This window comes from Mesorhizobium sp. B2-1-3 (assembly GCF_006442495.1).
In the GTDB taxonomy this organism is placed as follows: Bacteria; Pseudomonadota; Alphaproteobacteria; order Rhizobiales; family Rhizobiaceae; genus Mesorhizobium.
This window is the reverse complement of the sequence record NZ_VFWL01000003.1, coordinates 180,821-193,017: the sequence shown is the minus strand read 5'-3', so window position 1 is coordinate 193,017 and position 12,197 is coordinate 180,821. Positions and strand designations below refer to the sequence as shown.

The following is a 12,197-nucleotide window of genomic DNA, read 5'->3' as shown; positions in this document are numbered from 1 at the left end:
CTCGACGGCCGCAAGGAGACACCCGATGAATGCCGACGCCGCGCCATTGCCGCCGCGCTACCTGCGCACTTCGGAAGCTGCGCATTTCCTCAGTCTTTCGGCGCGTACGCTGGAGAAACACCGCACCTACGGCACCGGGCCTGCCTATCGAAAACTCGGCGGCCGCGTCGTCTACGCCGTCGACGACCTCCAGGCCTGGGTGCAGCGCGGCGCGATGACGTCGACATCCGATCCGCAAGGCTCGGTGCTGCCCGCCAAGCCTCAAGCCGCCCGCCTGATCGCCTATGCCGGGCGCGAAAGGCGCTGACACGGCTGATCTCCCCTATGTCGGCACGACCACGCCAACCATCGGAACGCGGACAGCTTGATCTGTTCCACGCGCTGCCCGGTGTTGTCGCGCCACGCGATGCGCAGGACCTCATGGCCTATCCCTTCTTTTCCCTCGCCAAATCCAGGCGCATCGCGCCCATCGACTTTCGCGCCGGCGATGTGGCTATCCGTGTCGAAGCGATGCCCGACCACGGCATGGCGACGATCTGGGATGCCGATATCCTGATCTGGGCCGCAAGCCAGATCGTCAATGCGCGGGACGCCGGATTGCGCACTTCGCGCCTGATGGCCGCGACGCCATACGAAATGCTCACCTTCGTCGGCCGCGGTGTCTCGAAGCGAGACTATCTGCGCCTCAAGGCGGCGCTCGATCGCCTGCAGTCGACAAGCGTCGTCACCTCCATTCGCCAACGCGCCGAAGGCCGGCGCCATCGCTTCTCGTGGATCAACGAGTGGCAGGAGCGCTTCGATCGAAACGGCCACCCGCTCGGCGTCGAATTGATTTTGCCGGATTGGTTCTACCGCGCTGTTATGGACGATGCGCTCATCCTGACGATCGACCGCGCCTATTTCCGCCTGACGGGCGGTCTGGAGCGCTGGCTCTATCGGCTGGTGCGCAAGCATGGCGGTCGCCAGCACTCCGGCTGGCGTTTTGACATCAGCCACCTGCATCGCAAGTCCGGCAGCCTCTCGCCGCTCAAGCGCTTCGCCTTCGAACTGCGTGGCATCGTGCGCCGCCAACCTTTGCCGGGATACCTTCTGTTCACGGAGGTCGAAGCCAGCGGCCGTGTGCTGTTGGCTTTCGAGCCGGCGCCCGGATCAGTGGACAGGGTCGTGCCATCAGGAACCCGGACTATCGTGCCATCGGGAACCGGATCCTCGTGCTTTCGGGAACCGCGATCGGCCCTAAGCGGCGGGGTCGACACGGAAAATCGCGCTCTTAACTTAGAGTCTAACTCTCAATCTAACAGTCTTGCGCGCAAGCCGTCGACTGGCAGTGAGGGGCAGAAGCGGCGGTGCGCTGGCTGGCGCAAGGGAGACGACACATGACGTCGTCTACCCAATCGACGCCGCGCGACGACCTCACGACGGTCGAGCTGATCTGGATCGAGAATCGGATTGAGCATCGCATCCGCTTCGGACGTCCTGCCCATGAGACGATCATCGACAAGCGGCGCCGCGTCGTCGGATTTGCGCCAGGCAGTGTTTTTGCGTTCGTGCGCTGGGCGGCGAATGACTTTGGCACTGTTGTTTCGCGCATCGACATCGTGCGCGCGGTCTTGCCCGCTGAAGCGTATCAGACTCTGCCTTACATCCGGCCAGGCGGCGAGATCCTGCTCAAGATCGCAGGTTGGGACAAGGTCGAGCGGGTTCTCCAACTGATCGATGCGGTCGAGGCGATCGGCCTCGATCCGGTCGAGGCCGCACCGGGCTATTGGCGTCAGACCCACAACCGTCTGATTGCGGGCGGAAGGCCGCGTGCCTATTCGCTCGAGCAGCACCGCGCCTTTCTGTTGCGCAAGCGGGTGACTTCATGAGCCGCACCGCCTGCATAGCCGCGGCACTTGCAGCCGTCACCGCGACGGTCGCTCCCGCTGTCGTGGAGATGCCGCAGCTGCTGCTGTGGAACGCGTCGGCCAGCGCGCCACTCGGGCTTTATGCGATCAGGAACATGGCCGTCCCCACGGCCGGCGCGCTCGTTGTCATCGAACCGCCAGACAAGGTCGCTCGGTTCGCCGCCGAGCGTGGCTACCTTCCGCTCGGCGTGCCGATGCTGAAGCACATCGAAGGGCTTCCTGGGCAGCAAGTCTGCCGTCTCGGCCGCCTCGTCACGGTGAACGGGCTTGCGCTGGGTGCTGCACTGGAGCGCGACCGCAAGGGGCGCGCGCTGCCGGAATGGCAGGGCTGCCGCATCATCGCCGCCGCCGAAATCTTCGTCATGAACCGGAAGGTCGGGGAGAGTCTCGATGGCCGCTATTTCGGCCCGTTCCCGGCGAGCTCGATCGTCGGGGCCGCGCTGCCGCTTTGGACCGACGAGAGGGGCGATGGCCACTACACCTGGCTCGCTCCGGCGAACTGAAATTCAGTCCAGCCAACAAGAGAAGGAGATAATCCATGGCCGAGATCGGCGTCTTCCAGAAAACAGATTCGGGTTACTGCGGGCGGGTTCGAACGCTGCTCGTGGATGCCGAGCTGGTGCTTGTGCCGACCACAATATCTGACGGCAAAGCGCCGGATTTTCGTATCCACATCGGTGACGGCGGCGGCCCCGAGGTGGGTGCGGCCTGGAAGGAAACCGGACAGACGGTTGGCGACTATCTGTCGTGCCGGTTGGAGGACCCGCTGTTTGGCCGGCGCTTTCGCGCCGGTCTCTTCCGAACCGACGACGGCTCCTGGTCTCTGCGCTGGATCCGGCCGAAATCGCGGCCGGAGCGTGCTCGATGAGTGGGCCATCGGCGCCGAAACGTGCGGACGGAAGCCGCCCCGTCAGTCGGTTGCCTGGTCGGCGAGAGGCACTCTGGCTGATCGGTGGCATGCTGATCGTCTGTCACGCGATGACGGGGGCGCTGGCACAATCCGCGCCGGCCTCCCGCAAATCCGCGGACGATCCCTATGCCGCGCCTATTGCCGAGGCGTCGCATCGCTTCCGCGTTCCTCAGCGCTGGATACGGGCAATCATGCACGTCGAAAGCGCCCGCGACCCGCGCGCCGTGTCGCGAAAGGGCGCCTTGGGCTTGATGCAGATCATGCCCGCAACCTTTGCCGAGCTGCGCCTTCGTCACCAGCTCGGCCGCGATCCCTATGATCCGCGCGACAACATCCTTGCCGGCACCGCCTATCTTCGCGAGCTGTATGATCGATACGGTTCACCGGGCTTTCTCGCCGCCTACAACGCCGGGCCAGGGCGTTACGAAGCCTCCTTGAAGGGCCGTCCGCTGCCGGCTGAGACCCGGGCCTATGTTGTCACGCTTCGCCCTTTCTGGGGCGGCGGTGATGCGCCCGGCGCACTCACCGCCGGCCATGCCAAGGCCGTCAGCTGGACGGTTGCGCCGCTGTTCATAGTCCCGTCCGGGTCAATGGCCGCTTCCGGTCTTCCGGCTGGCGAAGACATTTCCGTCGAGGTTTCGTCGTCACCGTTGGTGCGCAAACTTTTCGCGGCCGGTTCGCGGCCGCGCCAGCTGTTCACAGGGTCCGACGTCCGGACATCGCAGCGATGACGAAGTCTCCGTCAGGTCGCCCCCTGGGGTCTCGTTTGACGTCGCAGCCAATGAGGCGAGTCGGGCACGAGGTAACAACCGAGGGATGGCAGGATAAAAGGGCGCACATTGCGCGGCGGTCTGGTGGTTGTTCTTGCTTGATTTTCTGGCGCGTTCCGCACATTGCCGGCCATCGGCGCAATGTGTATTAAGCAGCCAGCATATTGTATTTGCTTTTCTTTTTCCACATTGCGGTGCCGCGCCATGGCTGATGAGCGCGAGTTTCGCATTCGACCCGGGCGCATCCGCTCCACGCGCGCCCAGCAGGCCCGGCCCTTCATCGCGCAGGTGTTGGCCGCGGCGAAAAAGGCCGGCGGCGGTATTTCGCGCTCGGGCCGGATTGTACAAGCAAGCCGCTCCCGCTTTGGTCACGGTCAGCGCGCCAGCATCCAGGCCAACCGCCTCATCACCTCGCGATCGCGCGGCGCCGTCGTCAAGGCGCGAGTCGTCCGTCATTCCGTGCGCGCCGCTCCACTTGGCACTCACCTCAACTATCTGCGCCGCGAGGGTGTCAGCCGGGACGGGGAGAAGGGGAAGCTGTTCGGGCCGGGAACGGAGAATGCCGATGGCGCTTCCTTCGCCGCTTGCGCCAAGGACGATCGTCACCATTTCCGCTTCATCGTCTCGCCGGACGACGCTCTCGATATGGCGGACCTCAACGCCTTCACCCGCGATCTGGTGGGGCAGATGGAGAAGGACCTCGACACGCGGCTCGACTGGGTGGCGGTCGATCACTGGAACACCGAGCATCCCCACATTCACCTGATCGTGCGTGGGGTTCGCGACGATGGCCAGGATCTGGTCATCGCGCGTGACTACATCAAGGAAGGCATGCGCGACCGGGCTCGCGATCTGGTTACCCAGGAACTGGGTCCGCGCACCGAGCTCGATATCCGCCACTCGCTCGAAAGCCACATCCAGTCCGAGCGGTGGACGCAACTTGATCGGCAGTTGCTTCGCGACAGCCGTGACAGCGGGATCATCGATCTCGCGCCATCTCCCCAAAGTCAACCGGACGAGTATCACGCTCTGAAAATCGGTCGCCTGCGCAAGCTCGAGACCCTTGGTCTTGCCCAACAGGCCGGGCCTGGCCAATGGGCAATCGACGAACGGGCCGAAGCAACACTGCGCGAGCTAGGCGAGCGCGGCGACATCATCAAGCGCATCCACCGCGCGATGAGTGCGGCTGACATCGAGCGTGGCTCAGCCAATTATGTCCTGGCCGCGGAGAGCCTGGAGACGCCGGTTGTCGGCCGGCTGGTCGATCGTGGGCTCGATGACGAACTGATCGGCACGGCCTATGCCGTGGTCGACGGCGTCGACGGACGCACCCATCACATCAAGCTCTCCGATCTGGAGGCCGCTGGCGACAGCGCACCGGGATCGATCGTCGAGCTGCGAAAATTCGATGATGCGCGCGGGCAGCGGCGAGCCGCGCTCGCCGTGCGCTCCGACCTTGGAGTGGATCAGCAGATCACGGCATCGGGTGCGACCTGGCTCGACCGTCAGGCAATCGCGCGCGAACCGGCCGCCCTGGCCGAGGCCGGCTTCGGCGCCGAGGTTCGCGACGCCCTCGACCGGCGCGCCGAACATCTTGTCAAACAGGGGTTCGCGGAGCGCCAAGGCAGACGGGTCGTCTTCACCCGGAACCTGCTCGACACGCTGCGACGTGCGGAACTGGAGACGCTGGGCGACAGGCTCGCCGCCGACACCGGAAAACCCTTCAAGCGCGCCGCCAGCGGAGACTTTGTTGCCGGCACCTATCGCCAGCGCTTGGCGCTCGCCTCCGGCCGTTTCGCCATGATCGACGACGGACTAGGCTTCCAGCTCGTCCCCTGGACGCCCTCACTCGAAAAGCATCTCGGCCAGCACGTCTCCGGTGTCGCACGTGGCGACGGCGGCATCGACTGGAGCTTTGGCCGCAAGAAGGGTCTCGGCCTCTGACACTGGAAGAAAGGAACAACCATGTCCGCCACGAAAATCCTGTGGGGCCAGATCCTCACGGTCTTCCTGATCGTCCTCTTGACGACCTGGGCGGCGACACAATGGACCGCATGGCAACTCGGTTTCCAGATGGGGCTCGGTCCGCCCTGGTTCGAGATCGCCGGGTTGCCTGTCTACTATCCGCCCGCTCTGTTCTGGTGGTGGTATTTCTACGACGCCTACGCCCCGTCTATCTTCGGGAAAGGCGGATTGATCGCCGTGTCCGGTGGCTTCCTCTCGATCATTGTTGCCATCGGCATGTCGGTGTGGCGGGCGCGCGAAGCCAAGACTGTCCAGACCTACGGGTCGGCGCGCTGGGCCGAGAAGCGAGAGGTGGAGGCAGCCGGCCTAATCGATAACGATGGTGTCGTGCTCGGGCGCTATGACCGCCATTATCTGCGTCACGACGGGCCAGAGCATGTGTTGTGCTTCGCCCCGACCCGGTCCGGCAAAGGCGTCGGCCTGGTGGTGCCTTCGCTTCTGACCTGGCCGGGCTCGGCGATCGTCCACGACATCAAGGGCGAGAACTGGCAGCTCACCGCGGGCTTTCGCGCTCTGCACGGTCGCGTGCTGCTTTTCGATCCGACCAATTCGAGATCGTCAGCCTACAACCCGCTTCTGGAAGTCCGCCGCGGCGAATGGGAGGTTCGCGACGTGCAGAACATCGCCGACATTCTCGTCGATCCGGAAGGGAGCCTGGAGAAGAGGAACCATTGGGAGAAGACCAGTCACGCGCTGCTGGTCGGCGCGATCCTCCATGTTCTCTACGCCGAGCAGGACAAGACGCTCGCCGGCGTCGCGGCCTTCCTCTCCGATCCCAAGCGCCCGATAGAATCGACGCTTGCCGCGATGATGAAGACCGCGCACCTGGGAGATGCCGGCCCGCATCCGGTTATCGCCAGTGCGGCGCGCGAGCTGCTCAACAAATCCGACAATGAACGCTCGGGTGTGCTCTCCACCGCGATGTCCTTCCTCGGTCTTTACCGCGATCCGGTTGTCGCCGGCGTGACCCGGCGCTGTGACTGGCGAATTTCCGACATCGTTGCGGGGACGCAACCAGCAACGCTCTATCTCGTCGTGCCGCCTTCGGACATCAACCGGACCAAACCCCTTATCCGCCTCATCCTCAATCAGATCGGTCGCCGCCTCACCGAGGACCTGCCTACCAAGACAACCCGCCACCGGTTGCTTCTGATGTTGGACGAGTTCCCGGCGCTGGGCCGCCTCGACTTCTTCGAGAGCGCGTTGGCTTTCATGGCCGGCTATGGCCTGAAAAGCTTTCTCATCGCGCAGTCGCTCAACCAGATCGAGAAGGCTTATGGCCCCAACAACTCGGTCCTCGACAACTGTCATGTCCGCGTCAGCTTCGCCACAAACGACGAAAGGACCGCCAAGCGTGTCTCAGACGCGCTCGGCACGGCAACCGAAATGCGGGCGATGAAGAACTATGCCGGTCACCGGCTTTCGCCGTGGCTTGGGCATCTCATGGTGTCGAGGCAAGAGACTGCACGGCAGTTGCTCACTCCTGGCGAGATCATGCAGCTTCCGCCGACCGACGAGATCGTCATGGTGGCAGGCGCGCCGCCGATCAGGGCCAAGAAGGCGCGGTACTATGAGGACGCCAGTTTTAAGGAGCGCGTGTTGCCGCCACCCGAACTGGCGCGGTCCGGAGAGGCCGAGCCTGACGACTGGAGCGAGTTGCCGATCCTGGCTCACTTGGAGGTCACGCACGTTTCCGGAACGCTACAGCAGGGCGATGGCGATCCAACGGGATCGGAGCGCCGCCTGCAAGCCGAACTCAATCGGGCGCAGGCCGTCGAGAGGGCGGCGCCGATTGAAGACGAATTCGATATGGGACAGGACGACGATGCCGACGACGACGATGATGCCGTCCGCAACCGGCGACTGGCGCGCCTCATGCAGGGCGTTGCGCGGCAGGTTTCCCTGGATCCCGATGACGGCATGGAGTTGTAGGCGCCATGATGGCTCGCAAAAAGAAGGCGCAGATTTCCGTCTATCTCGATCAGGCCATCATGACGATGCTTGGCGATTATGCGGCGCGGCGCGATCAACCCCAATCCATGATTGCGGAAGCCGCACTCGCTTCCTTCCTGTCGCCGGATGGGGATGAACGTCGCGAGGCCGCTATCGCCAAACGCCTCGATCAGGTTGATCGCCGCCTGGCCAGGCAGGAGCGCGATATCGGCATTGCGGTCGAGACACTGGCGGTGTTTGTCCGTTTCTGGCTCGCGACAACGCCAGCGTTGCCCGAGCCCGCCGCCCAGGCCGCGCGCGCCAAGGCGGCCGAGCGCTACGAAGCCTTCGTGACCGCCCTGGGCAGGCGCCTCGCGAAGGGGCCGAAACTGCGACAGGAGATTTCCGAGGATATCAATCCGATGGACACCGCGAAAACCCACCCTGACGGAGTTGGCTAGCTTGGAGCCTGATGGCCATGTTCATCATGATGATGGGTATACTTGACGCCGGTGGCGGTCACGCGACGACAATGTTTGTTGGACCGAAGAAGACGATGATGATCAGCAGCGGCTGGCGAGCAAGTCCCGGCAGCCGGTTCGTCGCACCTTGATCAATCGATGGCATCAGCCTTGTTATCGGCGAGGAGAGCCGCCCGCTTGCCGATAGCCGACTTGACTGCGTCGACAAGCTGTTCAGGAAAGCCACGCGGCAGCGAGACGATCACCTCGTCGGCCTGCTTTTCCACGTTTTCAGCAATGTCATCGAAAATTCTGCGCATGACAGGGGTGCCCACACCGGCAATGTCAGCGGTCTGCAGGAAGTGGCGTGGCATGATGTCAGGTACCGAATAGTGCCTGTTCTTGCCGACCGACATTGCCAACTTGAATTTTTGGTGCGGAATCTGGCCGGTATCAAGGCTGGGCTGCGCGGTCAGCACGTCGTAAAGGGGCGTCATGCGGAATCGTCCGCCAGGGCTCAAAAAAATACTGAAATTCTTGGCGTGGCCGTCGGTCGCGCCAATCAGCCAGAACAAGATGCAGGTGCGCAAGAAGGTGGCGATGCCTTCATCTGGCGTATCGCTACCCTTCAAGAGCTCGATAATCTCGCGCATGCCGGGACCGCCATCCGACTGGTACTTGCGCGTCGGCGGCACTGACAGCGCCTGACAGATATCTTCCTGCGGTAGGCGCAGGAGGCGGCCGTCGCGGGCCCACAGCCGGTCGAAGCGTTCTACGATCAGCGTGCGGCGTTTGCCGAAGTCAGCGATCTGCGCCTGGGCGGCGGGAACGCCAAACGCTTGCAGCAGCTTAAGGCACAGATACTCGTTCTCGACGCTGTTGGAGAGATCGATGCCGTTCGGCAGCCGGCCGGTCTGCGGCTTCAGGATATGGGTGGTCGCTGCCGTGCCGATCGGTTTGAACCAGCCTCCGTCCTTGCGCAGCAGTGCGGTCTTTTCCTGCGCGCCGGCAATCGAGATGCGAAAGTCCTCATCCTCGCCGAGGCCTAGCGGAGCGGCAGCAAGGTTCTCGATGATTCCGGCGACGTCCTGGTTGCTGACCGGCCTGCCTTCGAGACTGCCGGGAGGGCCTGGATCCATGCCATCAGGCAGGAATTGCAACGCGCCGACGCAGTCATGGCCGAGCGCAGCCAGCATGCTGTAGGCATCCGTGCCGTCGGCGCCGACGCGTTCGGCAACACGCCTGCGTATGGCGTCATTGTCCGGAAGCAGGTTGTCGAAGACGTTGGTCACCGGCGTGCCGATGTAGCGGTCTTCCCGCAAAGGAAGCGAGAGTGAGATCGGGAAGGTGCCTCGCCAGTCCAGCCATTCGCGGGCGTATTGGAAGTCGATGGCGCCCGTCGATTCCCTGCGCAGGACGCCCACCAGGCGCCCGTTCAGGAAGACATTCAAGGGAATGTGAGCCCGTCGCCGTGCCATTAGAACAGGTCCTCAATATCAGCGGAGCTGCCTTTGCTGCGCGCGCGCACGACGAGTTCAAGGTCGAGAGCGGAGAGGGCGGCCATCAAGGTGCGGAGTTGCATCGCAGGCTCGCCGGCCTCGAGGCGGGAGACCGTACCCTGGCGTAGGTGGATCTGGTTGCCGAGCGAGCCTTGCGTGAGCCCGGCGTTCTTGCGAGCGCGGCGCAGGATGGCTCCGAGTTGTTTTTCGTTGCGAGCGATCTGGTCTGTCATGATGGGTCTCCACGCCCGTAATATACGCGATCGCGTATTGATCGTCAATATACGGGGTTAGGTATAAAACGGAGATATACGCGATCACGTATGTAGGAAAGATATACGCGATCGCGTATGATGCCGTGTAGCTGGCAGCGGCGGTCTTGGCCCCAACTGAAACGAGCGGGACGATACATTCTTGAGACTTTGTTGAAGCACATCTCGCCGCCCGGTCGGGAACACATCAACCTAACTGGCGTCTACACCTGGGATACGGAACTTCAGATGGCGAACGGCTACGACGAGCGCGTCCTGAAAACCATGTATTCCTTGCTCACTCGCAGTCATTGCCCCTCGGCGAGGATCAAGGTTCAAGCGACACGAGCGTCTGCCCGAGCGGCTACGCCTCGAGTTACTTTCTCGAGGTCTGGCGTGGGGAATGGGAGGTCCGCGACGTACAAAACATCGCCGACATCCTGGTCGATCCCGAAGGCTCGCTTGAAAGGCGCAACCATTGGGAAAACACGAGCCACGCGCTGCTGGTCGGTGCGGTCCTGCATGTGCTCTATGCCGGACCGGACAAGACCCTGGCGGCGTCGCGGCATTCCTGTCCGATTCGAAGCGCCCGATCGAATTGACATGGCGGCCATGATGACGACGCCGTACCTGGGGGAGGGCGGTCCGCACCCGGTCATCGCCAGCGCGGGCCGCCGGCGCTAGCGCGGGGCCGCCCGCGCTGTTGATGCCAACTGGGTTCTGTTGCTGATGGCGTTCAGTTGGCGGCTCCGCACAATTGCGACCTCGTCAATCCTGGCGGCACGTTCTCCGTGGGGCCAAATCCGTACTTCGCCATGATGGTGGCGATCGTGCCATTCGACATGACCTTCGCCAGACCCCGATTGTAGAGGTCGCGCAGATCGCCATCGTCCTTCCTGAACGCGATCGCGATGTAGCTGATCGACTTCTCGTCCGTCGTAAACGGGCTGGCGCGCTCCAGATCGGGGCTCTTGTTGCCGGCAAGCAGCCCGATCACCGTCGGGGAAGAGAACAGAGCCGCGTCGATGCGGCCGGCGCGCAGTGCCGCGATGTTGGTCTCGATGTCGGGGAACTGCAGGATGCGGTCCTCCGGCACACCCTCGGTGATAGCGTTCTTGATGACGTTGCTGCCGCGGCCGCCGCCCATGATAGCGTCGGATTTCTTGGCAAGATCCGCATAGCTGTGGATCGCCTTGGGGTTGCCTGCGAGCACGATCGCCGCGTCGTCGGACCTCAGGTCGGGAGCGCCGAAGGCGACCTGCTGACATCGCTCCGGCGTTATCGACAGGCCCGACGCAACGGCATCGAAACGGCCGGCCATCAGGCCAGGGATCAACGCGCCGAACTCGGTGACCTCAAACTCGACCTGCTTGACCCCGAGATCGGCAAAGGCAGCCCTGAGAAGATCCGGATGCCAGCCAAGCAGCTCGCCGGTTCCCTCCTTCTTGTAGCCCCATGGCGAGCGGTTGTGGATGCCGATGACGATCCGCCCTTCCTTCAAGACGCGTTCTTTCGTGGTCTCTGCCGCTGCCGGCAGCACAGATCCAACAAGCGCGGCATAGGCGATGCAGGCCAGGCCAATCGCAGCCGATCGGGCTCGAAATTTCATCGGTGGGGTCCTCCCATGAGTTTGAGTTGCGCGAAGGCGTCCCGCCTCAGCCGCTCAACGCTACGGTCGGATGCGGTGCTTCGTCAATATATATGTACAAAATATGTACATATTGCGGACGGACTGGGGTGGGTGGATCAAGCCTGGCCGCTCGAGGAGATACACGCCCGACGTGAATTGCGATCGGGGTGACGCGGTCCCCCAACTCGCTTCCGCCGCTGAAGCTTAACCGACGCCGAATGACCGGTCGCCTAGACAGGCAAGACTTCCGAGCGCTTGACCTGGCCGAGCGCGAAGCTGCTTTCGATCGAGGCGATGTTGTCCAGCCGCGTCAGCTTGTCCTTGATGAACCGTTCGTAGGCCTCCAGGTCGCGCACCACGATGCGCATCAGGTAATCGCGCTGGCCCGTCATCAGATAGCAGTCGACAACCTCCGGCCAGCGCAGCACGGACTGAGAGAAGCGGTCGAGATCGTCTTCGCGTTGCCGTTCAAGCTTGATCGACGCGAAAGCGCTGATCGGCAGCCCGAGCTTCTTTTGGTCGACGACGACCGTATAGCCTTTGATGACGCCGGCGCCCTCCAAGAGCCTGACGCGCCGGGCGCATGGTGAGGGCGAAAGGCCGACGGCTTCAGCAAGGTCGTTCGTCGTCGCTTTTGCGTTCTTCTGCAGCGCGGCAATGATCTTCAGGTCGATGGCATCAAGCGTCGGATTTGGCATGTTTCCCTCGTCTGGCGTCATTATTGGCTGCATCAGCCAATATCATCGGTCGGCTTGCGTAAGAATAGTCACTTTTGAGAGGCAGAGGCAGCTATCGTTGAGACCCGACTGACA

General features: G+C 63.2%; 14 protein-coding genes and 1 pseudogene. 11 read left to right on the top strand and 4 right to left on the bottom strand.

Annotation, left to right across the window (positions count from 1 at the left end):
- The first annotated feature begins 25 nt into the window (after positions 1 to 25).
- The 10 genes from FJ973_RS08040 to FJ973_RS30815 all read left to right on the top strand — a co-directional run bounded on the left by FJ973_RS08040 (position 26) and on the right by FJ973_RS30815 (position 8,157).
- Positions 26 to 307, top strand: coding sequence for a helix-turn-helix domain-containing protein (locus FJ973_RS08040; protein WP_140523012.1), 282 nt, complete (start codon positions 26 to 28; stop codon positions 305 to 307).
- 17 nt (positions 308 to 324) lie between these two features.
- Positions 325 to 1,380 (top strand): replication initiator protein A, encoded by a 1,056-nt coding sequence (locus FJ973_RS08035; RefSeq protein ID WP_140523010.1) that lies wholly within the window; start codon positions 325 to 327, stop codon positions 1,378 to 1,380.
- Positions 1,377 to 1,868, top strand: a complete 492-nt coding sequence (locus FJ973_RS08030; RefSeq protein ID WP_140523433.1) for a DUF2840 domain-containing protein — start codon at positions 1,377 to 1,379, stop codon at positions 1,866 to 1,868. Before FJ973_RS08035 ends, FJ973_RS08030 begins: the two co-directional genes overlap by 4 nt.
- The gene (locus FJ973_RS08025; protein ID WP_140523008.1) at positions 1,865 to 2,410 is read left to right on the top strand and encodes a S26 family signal peptidase; all 546 of its coding nucleotides are present in this window, start codon (positions 1,865 to 1,867) and stop codon (positions 2,408 to 2,410) included. Before FJ973_RS08030 ends, FJ973_RS08025 begins: the two co-directional genes overlap by 4 nt.
- A gap of 35 nt (positions 2,411 to 2,445) precedes the next feature.
- Positions 2,446 to 2,775: a DUF736 family protein gene (locus FJ973_RS08020; RefSeq protein ID WP_140523006.1), complete on the top strand. Its 330-nt coding sequence runs from the start codon at positions 2,446 to 2,448 to the stop codon at positions 2,773 to 2,775.
- Positions 2,776 to 2,864: 89 nt separating this feature from the next.
- Positions 2,865 to 3,548 (top strand): lytic transglycosylase domain-containing protein, encoded by a 684-nt coding sequence (locus tag FJ973_RS08015; protein WP_318013186.1) that lies wholly within the window; start codon positions 2,865 to 2,867, stop codon positions 3,546 to 3,548.
- Positions 3,549 to 3,791: 243 nt separating this feature from the next.
- On the top strand, positions 3,792 to 5,531 hold the full coding sequence (locus FJ973_RS08010) for a VirD2 family relaxase/mobilization nuclease (protein WP_140523002.1): 1,740 nt from the start codon (positions 3,792 to 3,794) through the stop codon (positions 5,529 to 5,531).
- Positions 5,532 to 5,552: 21 nt separating this feature from the next.
- On the top strand, positions 5,553 to 7,544 hold the full coding sequence (locus tag FJ973_RS08005) for a conjugal transfer protein TraG (RefSeq protein WP_140523000.1): 1,992 nt from the start codon (positions 5,553 to 5,555) through the stop codon (positions 7,542 to 7,544).
- A 5-nt stretch (positions 7,545 to 7,549) separates the two neighbouring features.
- Positions 7,550 to 8,005, top strand: coding sequence for a CopG family transcriptional regulator (locus tag FJ973_RS08000; RefSeq protein WP_140522998.1), 456 nt, complete (start codon positions 7,550 to 7,552; stop codon positions 8,003 to 8,005).
- An 11-nt stretch (positions 8,006 to 8,016) separates the two neighbouring features.
- Entirely contained in the window at positions 8,017 to 8,157 is a 141-nt protein-coding gene (locus FJ973_RS30815) for a hypothetical protein (RefSeq protein ID WP_181165445.1), read from the top strand.
- On the opposite strand, the gene FJ973_RS07995 is transcribed toward FJ973_RS30815, so the two are convergent.
- Both FJ973_RS07995 and FJ973_RS07990 read right to left on the bottom strand, forming a co-directional pair.
- Positions 8,158 to 9,483: a type II toxin-antitoxin system HipA family toxin gene (locus FJ973_RS07995; protein WP_140522996.1), complete on the bottom strand. Its 1,326-nt coding sequence runs from the start codon at positions 9,481 to 9,483 to the stop codon at positions 8,158 to 8,160.
- Entirely contained in the window at positions 9,483 to 9,737 is a 255-nt protein-coding gene (locus FJ973_RS07990; protein ID WP_064982438.1) for a helix-turn-helix domain-containing protein, read from the bottom strand. The genes FJ973_RS07995 and FJ973_RS07990 overlap by 1 nt, the downstream gene beginning before the upstream one ends.
- A gap of 401 nt (positions 9,738 to 10,138) precedes the next feature.
- Between FJ973_RS07990 and FJ973_RS31265 the strand changes: the two are divergent.
- A pseudogene (locus tag FJ973_RS31265) lies at positions 10,139 to 10,430 on the top strand (type IV secretory system conjugative DNA transfer family protein); the annotation flags it as partial.
- 61 nt (positions 10,431 to 10,491) lie between these two features.
- Here the strand turns inward: FJ973_RS31265 and ehuB are convergent.
- Positions 10,492 to 11,364 carry an ectoine/hydroxyectoine ABC transporter substrate-binding protein EhuB gene (gene ehuB / locus FJ973_RS07980; RefSeq protein WP_140522994.1) on the bottom strand — a complete coding sequence of 291 codons (873 nt, stop codon included), beginning with the start codon at positions 11,362 to 11,364 and terminating at the stop codon, positions 10,492 to 10,494.
- A gap of 251 nt (positions 11,365 to 11,615) precedes the next feature.
- Complete coding sequence (locus tag FJ973_RS07975; RefSeq protein WP_140522992.1) at positions 11,616 to 12,083, bottom strand: Lrp/AsnC family transcriptional regulator; 468 nt, start codon at positions 12,081 to 12,083, stop codon at positions 11,616 to 11,618.
- Between the last annotated feature and the right edge of the window lie 114 nt (positions 12,084 to 12,197).